Origin of the sequence: Belliella filtrata, from assembly GCF_022549775.1 — a bacterium.
Lineage (GTDB): Bacteria > Bacteroidota > Bacteroidia > Cytophagales > Cyclobacteriaceae > Belliella > Belliella filtrata.
This window is the reverse complement of sequence record NZ_JAKZGP010000015.1, coordinates 1-18688: the sequence shown is the minus strand read 5'-3', so window position 1 is coordinate 18688 and position 18688 is coordinate 1. Positions and strand designations below refer to the sequence as shown.

At 37.3% G+C, this 18688-nt stretch carries 15 protein-coding genes; 8 read left to right on the top strand and 7 right to left on the bottom strand.

What is annotated here, in order from left to right:
- Positions 1-883: 883 nt before the first annotated feature.
- Entirely contained in the window at positions 884-1708 is an 825-nt protein-coding gene (locus MM239_RS07975; protein WP_241347675.1) for a helix-turn-helix domain-containing protein, read from the top strand.
- Between the two features lie 162 nt (positions 1709-1870).
- Here MM239_RS07975 and menD read toward each other — a convergent pair whose 3' ends face one another.
- The 3 genes from menD to MM239_RS07960 are packed head-to-tail and all read right to left on the bottom strand — an operon-like array spanning position 1871 to position 5175.
- A complete protein-coding gene (gene menD, locus MM239_RS07970; protein WP_241347674.1) occupies positions 1871-3541 on the bottom strand; it encodes a 2-succinyl-5-enolpyruvyl-6-hydroxy-3-cyclohexene-1-carboxylic-acid synthase in 1671 nt (556 codons plus the stop codon).
- A gap of 1 nt (position 3542) precedes the next feature.
- On the bottom strand, positions 3543-4751 hold the full coding sequence (locus MM239_RS07965; protein WP_241347673.1) for a chorismate-binding protein: 1209 nt from the start codon (positions 4749-4751) through the stop codon (positions 3543-3545).
- A gap of 1 nt (position 4752) precedes the next feature.
- Positions 4753-5175 (bottom strand): hotdog fold thioesterase, encoded by a 423-nt coding sequence (locus MM239_RS07960; RefSeq protein ID WP_241347672.1) that lies wholly within the window; start codon positions 5173-5175, stop codon positions 4753-4755.
- 53 nt (positions 5176-5228) lie between these two features.
- Between MM239_RS07960 and MM239_RS07955 the strand changes: the two genes are divergently transcribed.
- Positions 5229-5858: a histidine phosphatase family protein gene (locus MM239_RS07955; protein ID WP_241347671.1), complete on the top strand. Its 630-nt coding sequence runs from the start codon at positions 5229-5231 to the stop codon at positions 5856-5858.
- On the opposite strand, the gene MM239_RS07950 is transcribed toward MM239_RS07955, so the two are convergent.
- The 3 genes from MM239_RS07950 to MM239_RS07940 all read right to left on the bottom strand — a co-directional run bounded on the left by MM239_RS07950 (position 5842) and on the right by MM239_RS07940 (position 8232).
- Positions 5842-6258 carry a hypothetical protein gene (locus tag MM239_RS07950; RefSeq protein WP_241347670.1) on the bottom strand — a complete coding sequence of 139 codons (417 nt, stop codon included), beginning with the start codon at positions 6256-6258 and terminating at the stop codon, positions 5842-5844. The genes MM239_RS07955 and MM239_RS07950 overlap by 17 nt on opposite strands.
- A 102-nt stretch (positions 6259-6360) precedes the next feature.
- Positions 6361-7128: a zinc ribbon domain-containing protein gene (locus MM239_RS07945; protein ID WP_241347669.1), complete on the bottom strand. Its 768-nt coding sequence runs from the start codon at positions 7126-7128 to the stop codon at positions 6361-6363.
- 3 nt (positions 7129-7131) lie between these two features.
- Positions 7132-8232: a Nif3-like dinuclear metal center hexameric protein gene (locus tag MM239_RS07940; protein WP_241347668.1), complete on the bottom strand. Its 1101-nt coding sequence runs from the start codon at positions 8230-8232 to the stop codon at positions 7132-7134.
- 45 nt (positions 8233-8277) lie between these two features.
- Here MM239_RS07940 and lpxK point away from each other — a divergent pair, with 45 nt between their 5' ends.
- From lpxK to MM239_RS07915, 5 genes are all read left to right on the top strand, one after another.
- Positions 8278-9330, top strand: coding sequence for a tetraacyldisaccharide 4'-kinase (lpxK, locus tag MM239_RS07935; RefSeq protein ID WP_241347667.1), 1053 nt, complete (start codon positions 8278-8280; stop codon positions 9328-9330).
- A gap of 35 nt (positions 9331-9365) precedes the next feature.
- Positions 9366-11288, top strand: a complete 1923-nt coding sequence (locus tag MM239_RS07930) for a putative porin (protein WP_241347666.1) — start codon at positions 9366-9368, stop codon at positions 11286-11288.
- Positions 11289-11293: 5 nt separating this feature from the next.
- Entirely contained in the window at positions 11294-11905 is a 612-nt protein-coding gene (miaE, locus tag MM239_RS07925; RefSeq protein WP_241347665.1) for a tRNA-(ms[2]io[6]A)-hydroxylase, read from the top strand.
- Positions 11906-12015: 110 nt separating this feature from the next.
- Entirely contained in the window at positions 12016-13260 is a 1245-nt protein-coding gene (locus tag MM239_RS07920; protein WP_241347664.1) for an ABC transporter permease, read from the top strand.
- Entirely contained in the window at positions 13260-14771 is a 1512-nt protein-coding gene (locus tag MM239_RS07915; RefSeq protein WP_241347663.1) for an ATP-binding cassette domain-containing protein, read from the top strand. The genes MM239_RS07920 and MM239_RS07915 overlap by 1 nt, the downstream gene beginning before the upstream one ends.
- A gap of 32 nt (positions 14772-14803) precedes the next feature.
- Here the strand turns inward: MM239_RS07915 and mtaB are convergent, their stop codons facing one another.
- The gene (gene mtaB, locus MM239_RS07910; protein ID WP_241347662.1) at positions 14804-16123 is read right to left on the bottom strand and encodes a tRNA (N(6)-L-threonylcarbamoyladenosine(37)-C(2))-methylthiotransferase MtaB; all 1320 of its coding nucleotides are present in this window, start codon (positions 16121-16123) and stop codon (positions 14804-14806) included.
- A 232-nt stretch (positions 16124-16355) separates the two neighbouring features.
- On the opposite strand from mtaB, the gene MM239_RS07905 reads away from it, so the two are divergent.
- Complete coding sequence (locus MM239_RS07905; RefSeq protein WP_241347661.1) at positions 16356-18518, top strand: glutamine synthetase III family protein; 2163 nt, start codon at positions 16356-16358, stop codon at positions 18516-18518.
- The last annotated feature ends 170 nt before the right edge of the window (positions 18519-18688 follow it).

Sequence of the window (18688 nt, the reverse complement as noted above, 5' to 3'; positions counted from 1 at the left end):
TTACCAGCAATGTTAGACGACAGCATAATCACGACAATTTGTAAAGTCCTCGGTGGACTGTCCACTACTCGACTTCGGGCAGATATAGACGTAATTTGCAAGTTCGGTGCTTTCTTCAACTTTTTTGCCTGTGGACATTCAACCGTTGACTTTTATATAAAAAATTATTGTGGACAGACAATCACCTAACACAACTGACAACGATTTGATAAATGAAATTTAAAGCAATTATAAAATTTAGCTTCATACATTTAGCTGTGTTGACATTTGTATTATTTCTTCGTTTCAACGACATTGAGAATGGAGATATGAACGTAGTAGTTTTTGGGACTTTTATTTATTTGCCTTATATACTTTGCTTGACTTTATTTAACTCGACATTATTAATGCTCGGACTAAAATATTTCAAGACACATTTGCTTATATGGTTTGCTGCGACATTGACCTCAGTTGCTTTGACAGTTTGGTTTTTAAGTTCAGGCGGACAAATAGGAATACATTTTTGGAAAGTTGAGCAGAGCGAATTTATAACACTAAATTCGATACTTATATTTTTTAACTTGGCGACAATTTATTTCATAACGAAACAACAAAACCAATTGAAAGCGACAGACAGAATCACTGCTGGTAACATATAAGGGCTAAACCGAAGTGAAGCGCAGCGGAATTTCGGAATTAGCCCCTTATATGTGGTGAGCGGAAAGGAAAAACGGGGGCATTGATCCCTGTAGGTGAGTATTGATGGAGCTGAATGAAAATGAACCAGTGACGAAGCCTCGATAAGGCAAATTACGTCCAAATGTCGGGTAAAATCCTGTTGATTTTCGGGCTATATTTGTAAGAATCCTTCCAAATTGCCATGGTCAAACAAAACATACATCACATGAAACAGCCCCTGTTAGGACAAAAGATCCAAGAGTGGAGAAAGGCCAAAGGACTAACTCAAGAAGAATTGGTAGAACGTTGTAATCTTAACGTGAGAACAATCCAGCGGATAGAGGCTGGAGAAGTAACTCCAAGATCCTATACGATCAAATCAATCTTGGAAGTTTTAGAGGTGAAACCTGATGAAGTACAAGCTGTAGAAGAAAGCACTGAAGTATTGAAAAATACCAAAAAAGGTTCTTTTAGCTCTTGGTTACGACTTTCAATCATCTCAGGGATTTTTTATTTGATTCTTTCGATGATTGAATCGCTAACAGACATACAATTGCTGATAGAAAATAAATCATACGACCAAATTTCGTTTTTCTGGTACTTGACTTTAAAAATGGGGATACTCATACTGTTTCTCTTTTTTAACATTTCCTTTTTTAAGCTTGCAGAAGTATTTGGAAATTTATTGATGAAAGTGATGACGGTGATATTGGTATTAGCAACATGCCTTTTTCTAATAGAAGATATTATTGTATTCTTTCTTCAAATTGATTCAATCTTTAGCTTGATCTTAAGGTCATTGATATCAGGGATTATCTATATCTTGTTTGGAGCAAGCTTTTTGAACCAGTACAAGCAAAATGGGAGTACTCACATTGTGGCAGGTACAGTAGGGCTAGTTACTGGAATATGCTTTATGACTGTAGTTTTTGCTGTCCCGGGTTTGTTATTACTGACTATTTTTGAGTTGGTATTGATAGTATTACTCTATCAGGAATTTCAAAAAGCATCCGTTCCAAGGCAAGCCTTTGGAACAGATGTTCTCGTTTAGATCATTCACAAAAGAATGCTTTTTTTATCAATTTAATCCGCAAAATACTGCGATAATCAATTGATTAATAGTAAAAACAGACCATTCAGGTTTCACTCAATGAGTTCTTGAACTGATTGGTAGTCAAAAAAACTGAAAGGTATGGGGATTGTAAGGATCAATTTAAATTTTCTGGATTTCTTTTTTGACCCACTTAAGAATTTCAGCGTTGTTATGGCTTTCAGATTTGATTTCTAGAATTTTAGGTCTTGTGTTTTCTTCAAAGAAATGGCCCAAAGACTGATTTAAATCATTTTCATTTAAAATCAATTCATATTCAAAATCAAATTCTTTGGCAAGATTACTGGCATTTAGTTGTTGTTTTGTTTCAAAAAACTCTTCTAATTCAGCTTGCTTTGAGGGGCCTTCAATCAGTCTGAAAATCCCACCAGCATGGTTGTTGAGAAGAATTACTCTTAAATTGGAAAAGGTGTAATTGTGCCAAAATGCGTTTCGATCATAGAAAAAAGCCAAATCACCTGTGATCAATATTACGGGATCTTTGGTAGTAAATGTACAGCCTATAGCAGTGCTATTACTACCATCTATGCCACTCGTTCCTCTATTGCTAATCACCTCATTGGTTCGTGAGCCAAGCATATTAACATACCTTATGGCCATGCTGTTAGCGATGTGTAGTTTGGCTTGAGAAGGAATATGTTTAAGTACCTTATGGATAGCTTTGAACTCTCCAAAAGCTGCTTCATTCAATGTCTTTTCTAGTTTTACCTTGATGTTATCATCATGATGTTTCCATGCTTTTGCATAGGTGTTGTTCTCAGGAAGATGACCTATCAATAGGTTGAAAAAATCACCTGGTTCACTCGCTATAATCTTTGACATGGACTGAAAAGTATCAGGTGTGTACCCGGAGGGCTGTATGTGCCAATGCTCAGCACTTGATGCCCTCAGGAAGTTTTTCAAGCCCTTGGATATTATTGACTTACCAAATGATATAACCAAATCTGGTTTCAAGGATTCTTGAATTTCAGGGGAATTTATAAAGTGGTCGTGAAAAGTTATCGTTTTTTCTGATTGTAGGTTAGAAATAACATCTGAAACGATGACGACTTGTTGATTTTCCGCCAGTAGGTCAAGTATATCTTGAATATCATCATTTGGTTTTTGTTGCCCAGGGATGATCAGGATTTTTTGGTGTTGAGAAAGTTTGTCCTTTAATTGAATTTTTGAAACATCGTTCAATGTAGGGCTTGCCAAAATCGTATCAATGATCCTTACATCATTATACTCAAAAGATTCATTTGACTCAGGATAAAAAGGCTCTCTCAAAGGAATATTGATATGAACGGGTCCAGCTGGATACTCATTTGCTTTATTGATAGCTTCATTGACAATGCGGTGAGCATGCCAAACTTTATCCTTATGACTAAATTCATCCGGAAAATTAAAGGAAGTTTTGATATGTTTGCCGTAAATATCTGATTGCCTTATAGTCTGTCCGTCCCATTGATCTATCCATTCTGCGGGTCTATCAGCAGTGATTATAAGTAGGGGGATTTGTTGAAAATAAGCTTCAGCAATAGCTGGTGCGTAGTTGTAAGCCGCCGATCCCGAGGTGCATACCAATACTACCGGATTGTCTAATTGCTGTGCCATACCCAAAGCAATAAATGCAGCGGATCTTTCATCTGAAATGGTTCTGCATTGGATGTCCGGGTGTCTTGCAAAAGCAAGCGTGATAGGAGCACACCTAGATCCAGGAGATAGTATGGCTTGCTTGATGCCTTTATTAGCACAAATAGTTACTAAGTCAAGGATAGGTTGTAGGATCACTTTAGTTTTTCAAGTTTAAGTGGCTTGCAATAATTTCACATTTCAACTCAGTCTCTTCCCACTCTTTTTCTGGGTCGGAGTCTTCGGTCACACCAGCTCCAGCATAAAGAAGGGCAGTCCCAGGGAAAAGTTGTGCAGTGCGCAGGTTGACATAAATAGATGTTTCACCTTCGATATTCACAGGTCCGATGAAACCAGCAAAAATGGACCTATCAAAAGACTCATTTTTACTTATAAAATCAAAAGCTTCTTGTCTTGGCATACCACAAACTGCCGATGTAGGGTGCAAAAGTTCCAACATGACAGTTCCAAGTTGTGGGAAATTCGTGGCCTTCATATCTACTTTGAAGTCAGACTTGAGGTGTAGCAGGTTTCCCGCAATAACCGTTTTTGGGCCAATTTCTTGATATTCTCTAAGCCTTATTCTCTTGAAGCAATCCACAATATACCTAGAAACTAATGCTTGCTCTTCTATTTCTTTTTGCGTCCAAGCTACTGACTTCAGCGGGTTGTCACCAAATGCTTGCTGGGTACCTGCAAGAGACATGGTATGGAACATATCTCCAGAAGTTTGAATAAGAACTTCGGGTGTTGCACCTATCCAAGTGCCAATTTCAGGAAGGTGGAAGAAATTGATAAAAGCATTTGGGTATGCACTTAGCATACTTTGGATTGCAGTGACTATATCGAAGGAATCGCTATAGCTTAATTTTTTCACCTTTGCAGGTACTATCTTATTTAGCTTACCTTCTTTAATCTCCTCTATTCCTTTTTCTACCAAAGCGATAAAATCTTCCTTTGAGGTCTCGGGATATATGCTTTTCGATTTTGAATCAAATTCTTTTTCTTTGAAAAAATCCCTCAACACCTCTTTGGCTTTTGATAGGTCTAACATGGAGGTTTTTTCTTCAAGAAAAGTTTCTAGCTGATTGTTTTCAAGATTTATTTTGATGAAAACTGATTTTTCTAAGTAATAAGCTTTTCTATCTTTTTGATCCAAAAAGGGGTGTATTATAAACCCAGGTGTAAGAGACTCCAGTTGAGGTGAAACTCTTTTTGTAATGCCTGATTGATCTATTAAGATATTTAGCGTGTTTGTGTTCGGTTTTCTCCAAACTGCAAATTGATCTTTTTGTAAGATGAGTTTTGCAAAAAGTTTTGTAAGAAAATCCTCAAGATTGATTGTATTGTAACCAGTTTGAATCTGCATATTACTTTTTATCAATGACAGCCATGGTAATTCTACTGATACAGCTCAAATCACCAGATGCTGTATATATTTTTATTTCCCAGATTTGAGTTTTCTTTCCTAAGTGAACAGGTTTTGTTATACCGCGTACCAGACCTTCTTTGACTGACTTGACGTGATTTGCATTGATTTCAAGTCCCACACAATACTGTGAATTTCGATCAACAACAAGGCTTGCAGCCACACTTCCCAAGGTCTCTGCCAATACAACATTAGCTCCTCCATGTAACAGTCCCAAGGGCTGTTTGGTTCTATGATCTACAGGCATTGTAGCCTCAAGATAATCTTCACCAATGGCAGTAAATTCTATTCCTAAAAAATCTGTCATTGTGTTTTTGCCCCAGTCGTTGAGGGTATTGACATTAAGGTTTGGTGGAAATATCATGGTTTTATGAATAAAAACATTTTCTTTGAAGTCTGGAACAAAATTAATTAATCTTGCTTACTAAAAAAATATACCTGGTTCGCCATGGTCAAACAGATTACAATTTGAAAGGAGTGGTTCAGGGAAGTGGAATTGATGCACCTCTAAATGAACATGGGAAGTTACAAGCTTCAGCTTTTTTTGAAGCATATAAGCATGTCCCTTTTGAGAAAGTTTTTTACACAGGTCTCCAACGCACCAGACAATCAATCGAGAAGTTTATAGCCTTAGGAATCCCAAGTGAATCCGTTCCCGAATTAAACGAGATAAGTTGGGGAGACTACGAAGGCCAGCCTATGACGCCAGACGAAAATGCCTATTATCAGTCTATGTTAGAAAAGTGGGCTTCAGGTGACTTAGATTATGCAATCAAAGGTGGGGAGAGTCCTAATCAAGTTGCAAAAAGGTTGAAGATTGGGATTGAAAAAATCTTGAAGCAAGACCAAAAAGTGATATTAATATGTATGCATGGTAGAGCGATGAGAATGTTGCTCAGTATAATAATGCAAGTAGGCCTCAAGGATATGGATCAATTTGAGCATCGTAACCTTGGATTGTACGAATTGGATATTGATCAGAACGGGACGGCTGTTATTGTTAAAAATAACTCTGGAGAGCACCTTAAGCTTAAAGCGTTGATTTGAAAAGTTTGTTACTCTTTTTGTTTTTCAAGCTTTTTTCTTCAAAATCTGCAAGCAAAGCATGATAAATCTCTTTGCACTCATCTAAATCAATGATTTGAAAGGCAATTTCATCTAGGGTGCTTATGTGGTTTTGATTGAATCGGATAATGAAGTCACCAAGTACGCATTTATCTATCTGGGCTTGATTGGTTTTGATCAAGATTGCTGCATCTGAATTACCAGAAAATGATTTTGTATTAAATACATTCATCAAACTAAGTTCGATATACTCTGGGCTGGTTTTATTTTTTTTCAATTCTGTATTATCAAAAATCACCAAAAAGGTTCTTTCATTCGGATTATTTGCAAACACCGAATGAATGGTACAATAAAACAATATGATCAATAGAAACCGCTTCATCTTTGAAATGTATGTAAATTAAACTTACATGTCAACAGGAAGGTTTAAAAATATTCCATGAAAAGATAAAAAAAAGACCTGCATTGCAGGTCTTTAATTATACTAGGCTTTAGAACCTCTTTTTTTCTTTGGAGCTTCTTCCTCTATTTCATCTTCAACTCCTGCGAGAATTCTCCCACAGTGTTCGCAGACGATTAGTTTCTTTTGCTCTCTGATGTCGGCTTGTCTTTGCGGAGGGACTACATTGAAGCAACCACCACAAGCTCCTCTTTTTACAAGAACTACAGCCAAACCATTTTTGGCATTTGCCCTGATTTTGGTGTAAGACTTAGCTAATCTATCATCAATTTTTTTAAGGGCTTTTTCTCTATCATTTGAAAGCTTTCCTTCTTCGGCTTCGCTTTCTGCAACGATATTATCAAGTTCTCCTTTTTTATTGTCAAGATCTTTGTTCCTGTCTTTTACTACATCTTTCAATGCCTCTAAGTCGGTTTTCTTTGTCTCGATTCTAGCTTCAGCCTCTCCGATTTTCTTTTTGGAGACTTGGATTTCAAGGTCTTGAAGCTCAAGTTCTTTCGTTATGGCGTCGTACTCTCTGTTATTTCTGACGTTCATTTGCTGATCTTGATATTTTTTGATCAGCTTTTCAGATTCTTTGATGTTTTCTTTATGCTTTTTGATATCTTCATCTAAAGACTGTATATCAGCATTGAATTTTTCGATTCTGGTTTCATAACCAGCGATCTCATCTTCTAAATCTTGAACTTCTTCAGGGAGGGCTCCTCTAACTTTAACAATGGCATCAAGGCGGGAATCTATCTTTTGAAGGTTATGTAGTGCTTCAAGTTTCTGTGCAACGGTACTTTCCATGTACTATAGGTAAGTTATGGGATTAGTAACTACTTTGGTAAAATAGAGTGCAATATTAGTAAATTTTTGTGACAATATCTCTAATAATAGATCTTTTGTGAATATTTCGCTCTCATAATGTCCGATATCACAAATAACTATTTGATTTTCAGCGTCAAAGAATTCATGGTATTTAATGTCGGAAGTGATAAAGACATCAGCCTTTTCTCTTTTTGCATTTTCAAGTAAAAATATTCCAGCACCACCGCATACAGCTACTTTCTCAATTTGCCTGTTGAGTAGTACAGTATGTTTCAAAACTTGAAGCCCCATATTCTTTTTTAACAATGCTAAAAAGGATTTCTCATCCATAGGTGATGGGAGCTTTCCAACCATTCCTGCACCTACTTCTTGGTGTGTGTTCTCTAACCTATGAAGGTAGTATGCCACTTCTTCATACGGGTGTGATGTCTTCAATGCTAGAATCACCTTTGACTCCAAGTGACTAGGAAGTATTACTTCTATTTTTACCTCTGGTTCTTGATGTGGCTTTTCTATATCGCCTTTGGTTGGGTTAGCATTTTCAGTTGGAGTGAAGGTGCCCTTTCCTTCACTTTGAAAACTACAGTCTCTGTATTCTCCAATTGTCCCTGCACCTGCGGCAAACATTGCATTTGCTACTTTTTCGACATCCTCTATAGGAACAAAAGTGCTCAATTTTGAAAGCACTCCTTTTTTAGGGGCAAGTATTTTTGTGTCGCTTAACCCAATCTTATCACATATTTTTTTATTTACTCCATGAGCAACATGATCCAAGTTAGTGTGAATTGCAAATATGGCTATATCATGCTTTATCGCTTTGATAATAGTTCTCTCTACATAGTTGTTGCCATTGAAACTTTTTAGTCCTTTGAATACGATGGGATGGTGAGCCACTATCAAATTGCAACCTTTGGAAATGGCTTCATCCACTACTTCCTCTGTGGCATCCAAAGTACAAAGAATGCCACTCACCTGCATATCAGGGTACCCAGTGATCAGTCTGGAGTTATCATAAGACTCCTGATAAGCTGGAGGAGCGATAGTATTCAAAAAAGAAACTACGTCTTGAATCTGGTAAACCATATATTTTAATTTAATTTGTCTTTCAAAAGTAATCAAATTTCCTCAATGCGTTGGTTTGACCCCTTGTTACTTCCTTTTTCATTAGGCTATGGTTTAGCTACAAGACTTAGAAATCATTTGTTTGATATTGGATTCAAAAAGTCAGTAAAATTTGCCGTTCCTACCATTGTCGTAGGCAATTTGAGTATGGGGGGTACTGGTAAGACACCATTTGTCGAGTTTTTGATTGATTTGCTTTCTGAGCAATTCCAACTAACAACCTTGAGTAGAGGATATGGGAGAAAAAGTAGGGGATACTTCCTTGCGGATAAATCTTCCGACGCTTCAAAGATTGGAGATGAACCATTTCAGATATATGAAAAATATGGAAATAAAGTAAATGTTGCAGTAGGAGAAGAAAGGGTGCTTGCAATTCCTCAAATTCTTTTGGCTTGCCCTGAGACGGATCTAATTTTGCTAGATGATGCATTTCAACATAGGTATGTAGCAGGGGATTATCAGATTCTATTGACTACTTTTCACAAGCCTTTTTTTCAAGATCAAATCTTGCCACTCGGAACCTTAAGAGAGTCAAGAATTGGTGCTACCAGGGCTGATTTGATTGTAGTGACCAAATGTCCAAAGTCAATAGATTTGGCTTCGAAAAATGAGTACGTGAAGCAAATCAGAATTTACAATGAAAAGGCAAAAATTTTGTTTGTTGGAATAAAATACGGAAAGCCTTCAAGCAGGGGAGCTGAACCGTTGGATAAATTATCTTCTGTAGTGGCTGTATCAGGAATTGCCAATGATGCGTTATTTGTCGAACAAGCAAGGCAACATTTCGAAGTGAATCATCATTTCTCATATTCGGATCATCACCATTACAAAATATCGGATGTAGAAAAAATAGCTCAAAAGTGCCGAGAATTGCCCAATTCAGTAATTTTAACGACAGAAAAGGATGCAGTGAAACTTAAAGCACCTATATTTCGGGATTATTTGGCAGAAATTCCGATTTTTGCCTGGCCCATTGCAATAGATATAAAAGAAGAAGATAGCGCTTTTGTAAAACAAGCAATTATCACAATTATTAAGGAAAAAGGTTACCAAAAGTGAGATCAGGAATTTTAGGTTTTATTTTATTTTTAATCATGCTGACGCTTAGTCTAGAAGTCTTCGCGCAGATTCCAACTAGAACTCCACCGGTAGGAAATACCCGCCAAGAGACTAGCAGAGAAGGGGAAGATGAAGAAGAGCAGCAGCAGGATGGAAGAAAAAAACTCATAGATGATTCTACAAAAATGGTATTTGGTCCAAAGACTACTTTGTATTTTCTGGAAAAAGACATCAAGAGAAATAGGATAAAGAAATATGAGGTAGATACACTTTTGAATAATTTCCATTATTATGAACCAGTTGCAAAATCTGGATGGAAATATCAAGACCTGGGAAATATAGGCTCCGCTGCACAACATATTTATTATCAAGCCCCAGTGATGATCGGAACTACTTCGGGATTCCATGCCTATGATCTTTATCATCAGTCTACTGATAGTGTCAAGTATTATGATACCAAATCACCTTTTACCAATATGGAGCTTTTCTTTGGTGGTGGAAATCGCAATATGATGGATTTGGAATTTGCTCGAAACGTGACACCCAAATGGAATGTTGGGTTTACGCTAAATACTATTCGAGCCAGAAAGACATTGAACCCAAATAGGAGGGATGATAACCAAGCGGTGAAAAATGCCTATGTTTTTCATACAAGTTACAAGTCTGATAATGATAAATATATCTTATTGGCAAATTTCTCCAGAACCAGACATCAAGTCGCAGAGCAGGGTGGGATTATTCCACCTGAAGTAGATAGTACCTCATTGTATTTCACCTATGAAGATGCCAAAGTTTGGTTGAGAGATGCTACTGCAGTAGACTTGCGACAGGATATCCATGTCTACCAAGAGTATGAGATACTCAAAGGATGGCAAGCCTATCATGTTTTTGATAGAAGGAGGCAAGAACTTTCTTTTAGAACGGCCTTGGGCCCTGAGTCAGCGCCATTTTTTGACAGGTATAACCCAGAGAGGTTCAATAGACCTGATAGTACAATCAATGTCAATGATTTTTCAGAATGGAGGAATGAAATAGGATTCAAAGGGGATTTGGGCCCTGTGTATTATAATGCCTTTGCAAAGTTTAGAACAGGAAGAATGAAGGGCAATTTCCAAGTTGACCCTTACGGATTTGATGAATTTTCTATTGGTGGAGCACTTCGTGGAGAAATTAGCGAAAAATGGAGGTTTGAAGCAGAAGGTGAGTATCTTCTACCTGGTGCGTTCAGAATAAATGGTAAATTCATTTCTCCATTCTTAGAGGCTACTTACACCAAGGCTTTGTACAAACCTACTGCAATGCAGATGCTTTATAGAGGCAATCATCACCGCTGGAGCAATAGATTTTCCAATATAGGTTTGGATCAAGTTCAGGGAGTGATCAAAGCTGATTTTAAAAGGTGGAGTATTCGTCCAAATGTGACGATAAACAGGTTGAGTAATTTTGTTTATTTCGATGAAAATCAACAAGCTGCTCAAGCTTCAGGCGATGCTTTTATGCTTATTCCTGGCGTCAAGACTAGTTTCAATGTTGCTGGAAAATTATTTTGGGAGACGGAGGCATATTATACCCTTATCACAGGTGGTTCATCTGATATTTTCAGGATACCAGAGGTTTTTGCAAACAGTAGGATTTATTATGATAGTCCTATGTTTGACGAGAATCTTTTTGTTCAGATCGGGGTAGAGGGAAGGTATAGAAGTGAATATAGGGCGGATGCATATAATCCAGCCATGCAGCAGTTTTATTTACAAGGTTCGGATAGTAGGTTCCTTGTAGCTGGTTATCCTATTTTAGATTTTTTCTTAAATATCAGGATAAATAGGACACGCGTATTGGTTCGCTATAATCACATCAACGATAACTTATTGTCTGTGCCAGGATATTTTGTGACACCAGATTACACTGGCTTGAGAGGGATGCTGGATATCGGGATTTCATGGCCACTATTTGATTAATGCATATGAGTTGGGAAGAAAGTACAAGACAAAAAATGCTTCATTTACAGCTACCTACAGACCCGAGGTGGGTGGATATTGCCAAGATGAATTTGGAAGATATTCTCATAGATCATGCTTACTGTGAGCAAAAGGCAGCAACTTCATGCATTTCTTTGATTGTGAATTTTTATGATTTCAAAGAATTGAGGGATGTACTCATACCTGTAGTCGCAGAAGAATGGGGGCATTTTGAACGTGTGATGGAGCAGATTGATAAAAGAGGCTTTTCTTTAGGAAAGCCTAGAAAAGATGAATATGTCATCAAGCTTGCTGAGTTTGTTAAGAAGGGTGGTACGCGACCACAGCAGTTGTCTGAGTACTTGCTAATGAATGCCCTGATAGAAGCTAGAAGCTGTGAGCGCTTTAAGCTATTGTCTAGGGATATAGAAGATGGGGAGTTGAAGAAATTTTATTATGAATTGATGATATCTGAAGCTGGACATTATGTAAATTTTATTGAACTGGCTAGAGATATTTATGATAAAGACAAGGTCAATGTGCGTTGGAATGAATGGCTAGAGTACGAAGCAGAAGTCTTAAGGAATATTGAAGTAAGAGGAGATAGAATGCACTGATAAGTAATTTATTTTTATAAAAAAAAGTTATTGGTTTTTTGGGATAATGTAAGATATTAAGGCTTTCAGAATACTAAATTTTAGTATTTCTGTTCTAAAATGAACAAAATATGAATTTGATCGAAAATATAAGAGAGGCTTTAAGGTCTGTCAAGACCAATCTTCTGAGAACAATACTTACTGGGGCAATCATTGCTATTGGTATTACTTCTTTAGTGGGTATGCTCACTGCAATAGATGCGATCAAAGCCCAAATTGAGGATAGTTTCTCTGGACTAGGGGCCAACAACTTTGATATTAGATCACGAGGTTTTTCAGGTGGAAGGTCTGTACAAGGTGGGAAGACCGAAAAATCTTACCCACTTGTGAAGTACAAAGATGCAAAAGAGTTCAAACAGTCTTACGCTACAATGGGTAATGCGACTGTTTATACCACACTTTCTGGAGCAGCAGAAATCAAGAGGGGTTCAAAGAAAACTAATCCAAATGTCAGAGTTACCGGAGTAGATGAGTTATATTTCTTGATCAAGGGTGTGAAGATTGAAGAAGGAAGGAATTTTAGTGCTACAGAAATTCAGTACGGCACCAATGTGTGCGTGGTTGGCCTCGACTTAGTTGAGACTTTGTTTGAGAAGGAAGAGAATGCTTTGAATCAGCAGATTTCATTTTTTGGAAATAGATATACAATCATAGGAATATTAGAAAAACAAGGAAACATGGGAGGGGGATCAAGTGCCGATAGGGCTATTTTTATTCCTATAGAAAATGGTAGTAGGCTGGATTCTAGAGGAACCTTCCGGTATAATATTACCGCAAGTGCATCAAGTCCTATGAGTGTGGACTATGATATGGGCCAAGCCACGGGATTGATGAGAAAGGTTAGGCAAGATGGTGTAGGTCAAGAGGATTCTTTTGAAATTACCAAAAGTCAAACAGTGGGAGAGAGTTTAGAAGAAGTGGCAGGATATCTAAGAATAGGAGGGTTTACTATAGGTTTTGTTACTTTGGTTGGCGCCTCGATAGGTTTGATGAATATCATGCTAGTATCGGTCACGGAGCGTACTAGAGAAATAGGGATTCGGAAAGCTCTCGGTGCGACACCTTTGAGAATTAGGCAACAGTTTTTAATTGAAGCAATTACAATCTGTATTATAGGTGGGATATTTGGAGTAATATTAGGGATTGGTATAGGGAATATTGTTGCCAATGCTATCGGGCCTGGTGGTTTCTTGATTCCTTGGCTTTGGATTATGGTTTCATTTATGATTTGTATTGTGGTAGGCTTAGGATCAGGGTATATCCCAGCATTCAAAGCAAGTAAACTCGACCCTATCGAGTCTTTGAGGTATGAATAATGGGTAAAAGTAGTTTTTTGTATTTTGAAAAAGTTGGGGTCAAGCATTTAGGAAACACCATTTTCCAAGATTTTGATTTTTCTATGGAAGATGGTCAGCATTGGGCTGTCTTGTTCCCAAGTGTATTGGAAAAGGAGGCTTTTTTTAATACAATTCTTGGCAAAACGGTAGTTTATCATGGACATGTAAGGTTTCCGTTTGCAACTCAATACCAAAATGTAAAAATGGCTGCAAAGGAGGTTAGCAGTTATAGAGACTTGATTGCTCATGTGTCTCAAAAATATACTTTCACAAATAAGGATAATCTTCAAAATTTTTATTTTCAACAAAGATTCAATGCCACTGAATCAGATACCGCCTACACTGTAAAGGAGCATTTAAGTACTATTGAACCAAAAAACAATGGGTATTGGGACATCGAAAAGGTAATGAATTTTTTCAACCTTGAAGCACTTCAAAATGAATCATTGCTCAAACTTTCGAATGGTGAGACACGAAGACTGGCTATAGGTTCAGCCTTGCTTCACAATCCCAAACTTTTTTTAATGGATGAGCCATTGACGGGGTTGGATAGAGAGACAAGGGAAATGTTTGATCAGGTTTTTCAACAGATAGTAGATTCTGGCATCCAATTGATTATTGCTACAAAAGTACAAGAGATTCCCAAAGTAATCACGCATGTGGGAGAGTATCGATCAGGTGTAATGCACTCTTTGACGAAATCAGCATTTTTAGAAAATAGATCAACAAACCTTGCTGTTGATTCAATAGAAATAGACAATTCAATCCTAGAAAAACTTCTCTTAAGTCTTGATGTTCCAAAGTATGAGCAATTTGTAAAACTTCATGGAGTGAATGTATCCTATGGTGAAAAACGTATTCTCAAAAATGTCACCTGGGAGATTAAACAGGGAGAATCGTGGTCTATCAAAGGACATAATGGAGCTGGTAAATCTACCTTGATAAGTTTACTAATTGGTGAGCATCCCCAAGCTTATGCAAATGATATCTACTTGTTTAACAAAAAAAGAGGGACTGGAGAATCGATTTGGGATATTAAGAAACCTATAGGCTTTGTTTCTTCGGACTTGTCAAGATTTTTTCCCAGAAATCAAACTTGCTATAAAGTTATTTTGTCTGGTTGCTTTGACACCATGGGACTTTTTAAAAAAACTACTGATATACAAAGTCAATTAGCCATGGATTGGATGATATTTTTACAAATTCATAAGTTTGCCAATGTGCTTTTTCATCAAGCCCCCATAGATGTTCAGCGTTTTTGTTTATTGGCACGAGCTCTAATCAAATCTCCGGCACTATTGATCTGTGATGAAGCTACTCAAGGTATGGATGAAAATCAAGCTGGTCGATTTAGGCAAATAGTGAATCTTATCGCAAATAGACCGATGATTTCCTTATTATATGTTAGCCATTATGATCATGATATTCCTTCTGTTGTTGATAAAGAGCTTGTTTTACGAGATGGAGAAGTGATTCAAATGAATGGCTAGTTGAGCAATTGTTATAAATTACCTTTAGGCTGTTAGTGCTTTTCGTAGACGACTTCTGGTTCGGTTACTTCTACTGTTCCTTTCTCATTGATCGATTTCAGAGTGACAGTTTTAAGCTCATTGATTAGCAAAGGATCATATTTTGCAGAAACCCTGATATAGTTTTCAGTAAAGCCATGCATTTTCCCGTCTTCTACATCATCTTCGAACAGCACGGTGAAGGTTTTATCTAGATTTTCTTCATAGAATTTCCTTCTTTTCTTTTCAGAAAGAATTCGAAGCATTTTTGATCTCTCGTTTCTCACCTTCATAGGCACTACATGATCCATTTCTGTTGCTCTTGTATTTGCTCTCTCAGAGTAGGTAAACACATGCAGATAGGAAATGTCTAGGTCGTTGAGGAAGTTGTAGGTTTCTAAGAATAGCTCTTCAGTCTCACCGGGGAAACCTACTATGACATCTACGCCTATACAACAATGGGGCATAAGTGTTTTGATTTTACTCACACGATCTTCATATAGTTCTCGCAAGTATCTTCTGCCCATTTTTCTCAAGATCTCATTTGACCCAGATTGTAGTGGGATGTGGAAGTGAGGCACGAATCTTTTTGAAGTTGATGCGAATTCAATGATTTCATTGGTAAGTAGGTTAGGTTCAATAGATGAAATTCTTAGTCTTTCAATACCTTCGATTTCATCTATGGCTTTGACAAGATCTATGAACTTTTCTTTCCTTTTACCTTCTTGAATTCCAAAGTCACCTATGTTTACACCTGTTAAGACCACTTCCTTGACGTCTGTAGCTGCAATTTCTCTGGCAGCGGCAAGTATGTTCTCCGTACTGTCACTTCTACTTTTTCCTCTAGCCAAAGGAATTGTGCAGAAAGCACAACCATAATTACATCCGTCTTGAACTTTGAGAAAAGTTCTGGTTCGATCATTTATTGAGTAGGCATTGTTGAAAGTTACAGCTTCTTGAATTTCTGATGCAAGTACTTTTGTTTCTTGCTCTTTTGCAAAGCCGTCCAATAACTCAATCAGTCTGAATTTTTCAGCAGCTCCCAGTACAGCGTCTACTCCTTTTATTTCAGCGATTTCTTGAGGCTTGAGCTGTGCGTAGCAGCCTATGATGGTTACATAGGAGTTAGGAGATATCTTTTTAGCTTCTTGTACAATTTTTTTACACTTCTTGTCAGCATTTTCAGTGACAGAACAGGTGTTGATGATGAAAATGTCTGGATTCTCTTCGAATGCAACCTTTAGATAGCCTTTGTCTTCAAACATCCTACTGATTGTAGATGTCTCTGAATAATTCAACTTACAGCCTAATGTATAGAATGCTACTTTTTTCACTTTACTTCCTCCTGATTAAGAATGCAAAGGTAATTAATTAGATCAAGTTTTCAATTTTTTCAATTTTAGACCTTAAAGTCAAAAAATATGAGTGATTCTATGGTCTTTGAGCTTATTTTTTTAGAAATAATGTATTTTTTATAGAAAATCGGTCTTATTTCGAGCCAATTACTTTTAAATTGCAAATATTTTCTATTTTTGTGGGTATTAAATCAAACCACTTATTGTAGAAATGGCAACTTTAAGACAAAAGGCGCTTTTGCTAGCGCAAAACAGACCAAGTGTAAGTGCAACTGCACCGTCACTAAAAATTTCTGATTATTTTGGAGTAAATGTTTTTGGTAAAAAACAAATGAAGGAGTCATTAGCTCCTACTGTTTACAAAAAAGTAGAAGAAGCGATTGAAAAAGGAGCGAAGATAGATCCTTCTACAGCTGAAGAGATAGCATCTGCTGTGAAAACTTGGGCATTGTCCAAAGGTGTTACACATTATACACACTGGTTCCAACCACTGACTGGTTCCACAGCTGAAAAGCACGATGCATTTTTTGATGCACATGCAGGAATAGAAAAATTCAAGGGATCTGCTTTGGTTCAGCAAGAGCCAGATGCTTCATCGTTTCCTAACGGAGGTATCAGGTCTACGTTTGAAGCAAGAGGATATACCGCATGGGATCCTTCTTCACCGATATTTATTTTCTCTAATACACTATGTATTCCTACTATTTTTGTGGCGTATACTGGTGAGGCTCTGGATTACAAAACCCCACTTTTGAAATCTATCGAAGCTATCAATGATGCTTCCGTAGCGATATGTCAACTATTTGATAGAAATGTCAGAAAAGTAACACCGTCTTTGGGTGTGGAGCAGGAGTACTTTGTGATTGACAAGGCACTATTTGCAACAAGACCTGACTTGGTAATGGCAGGTAGATCTGTATATGGACACAATCCAGCTAGAGGTCAACAGCTAGAAGACCATTATTTTGGTTCTATCCCTACAAGGGTTAAGGACTTCATGTTGGACTTCGAGATTGAGGCTTTGAAATTAGGCATTCCTGTTTCTACGAGACACAATGAAGTAGCTCCTGGACAGTTTGAAGTAGCTCCTTTGTTTGAAGAAATCAACAAAGCTGTGGATCATAATCAGCTTTTGATGGACCTTATGGATAAGGTAGCTGAAAAGCACAACTTGAAAGTATTGTTCCATGAGAAGCCATTTGCTGGTGTCAATGGTTCTGGTAAACATAACAACTGGTCATTGATTACTGATACTGGTGTTAACCTTTTTCAACCAAGTAATTCAGCTAGAGAGAACCTTCAGTTTTTGACCTTCCTTGTAGGGACTATCAAGGCGGTATATGATTATGCTGATTTGTTGAGAGCTAGTATTGCATCTGCAGGTAACGACCACAGGTTAGGAGCAAACGAAGCACCTCCAGCTATCATTTCTGTATTCCTAGGATCTACCCTTTCTGGAATTTTAGACGAATTAGAGAAAAACGGAAATATTAAGATCGAAAAGGGTGATAACATGTATATGAAGCTGGGTATTTCTAAAATCCCAGAAATCATTCTTGACAATACAGATAGAAACAGAACTTCACCTTTTGCTTTCACAGGCAACAAGTTTGAGTTTAGAGCTGTAGGTTCAAATGCCAACTCTGCTGAACCAATGACTGCATTGAACGTGATTGTTGCAGAAGTATTGAAGCAAATGGCAAAAGATATTGAGAAGGAAATCTCTGCTGGAAAAGAAAAGAAAATAGCCATCGTAAATGTATTGAGAAAATACATTAAGGATTCTAAAAAAGTGAGATTTGAAGGTGACGGATACTCTGAAGAGTGGGAAAAAGAGGCTGAAAAAAGAGGACTTTCTAACTTGAAGAGTACGCCATTTGCACTAGATACCTATTCAGATAAAAAGGTTATCGAAATCTTCCAAAAGCATAATGTACTTTCTCATGTTGAGCTTCATGCAAGACACGAGATTATGCTCGAGAACTATATCAAAAAAGTACAGATCGAATCTAGAGTAATGGGAGATTTGGCATTGAATCACATCATTCCTACTGCAATTTTGTATCAAAATAAATTGATCGAAAATGCTAATGGTTTAAAAGGTCTTGGTTTAGATAACACTGCTGCTATAGAAACTATCAAGGAAGTAAGTAAGCATCTTGAATCTCTAAAGTCTAACGTGAATCAGATGATCGATGCTAGAAAGAAGCTGAACAAAGAAGATGATATAGTCAAAAGAGCTAAAGGATATAGCACTGATGTGAAAGATGCTTTCTTTGATAAGATCAGATACGCTGTAGATAAATTGGAACTTTTAGTTGACGATGAATCTTGGCCTTTGGTAAAATATAGAGAAATGTTGTTCATCAAATAACATTTTCGAAATAAAATAAAAAAAGAGAACCAATTGGTTCTCTTTTTTTATTGTGTGCCGTGCATGGTAACTAACTAGGTGGTGAAAGTCCACTGTGGGGGTTTGTAATCGCCAACCACTAGCCAAGAGCAAGGGTGTCCAATGCGAAGTGGAATCTGAAGGAAGCTGGC

Excerpts from the sequence above, each read along its gene's own strand:
- MM239_RS07975 (WP_241347675.1), top strand. The coding sequence starts at position 884 with ATGAAACAGCCCCTGTTAGGACAAAAGATCCAAGAGTGGAGAAAGGCC.
- MM239_RS07965 (WP_241347673.1), bottom strand. The coding sequence starts at position 4,751 with ATGCAGATTCAAACTGGTTACAATACAATCAATCTTGAGGATTTTCTT.
- MM239_RS07960 (WP_241347672.1), bottom strand. The coding sequence starts at position 5,175 with ATGATATTTCCACCAAACCTTAATGTCAATACCCTCAACGACTGGGGC.
- MM239_RS07950 (WP_241347670.1), bottom strand. The coding sequence starts at position 6,258 with ATGAAGCGGTTTCTATTGATCATATTGTTTTATTGTACCATTCATTCG.
- MM239_RS07945 (WP_241347669.1), bottom strand. The coding sequence starts at position 7,128 with ATGGAAAGTACCGTTGCACAGAAACTTGAAGCACTACATAACCTTCAA.
- MM239_RS07940 (WP_241347668.1), bottom strand. The coding sequence starts at position 8,232 with ATGGTTTACCAGATTCAAGACGTAGTTTCTTTTTTGAATACTATCGCT.
- lpxK (WP_241347667.1), top strand. The coding sequence starts at position 8,278 with ATGCGTTGGTTTGACCCCTTGTTACTTCCTTTTTCATTAGGCTATGGT.
- MM239_RS07930 (WP_241347666.1), top strand. The coding sequence starts at position 9,366 with ATGCTGACGCTTAGTCTAGAAGTCTTCGCGCAGATTCCAACTAGAACT.
- miaE (WP_241347665.1), top strand. The coding sequence starts at position 11,294 with ATGAGTTGGGAAGAAAGTACAAGACAAAAAATGCTTCATTTACAGCTA.
- MM239_RS07920 (WP_241347664.1), top strand. The coding sequence starts at position 12,016 with ATGAATTTGATCGAAAATATAAGAGAGGCTTTAAGGTCTGTCAAGACC.
- MM239_RS07915 (WP_241347663.1), top strand. The coding sequence starts at position 13,260 with ATGGGTAAAAGTAGTTTTTTGTATTTTGAAAAAGTTGGGGTCAAGCAT.
- MM239_RS07905 (WP_241347661.1), top strand. The coding sequence starts at position 16,356 with ATGGCAACTTTAAGACAAAAGGCGCTTTTGCTAGCGCAAAACAGACCA.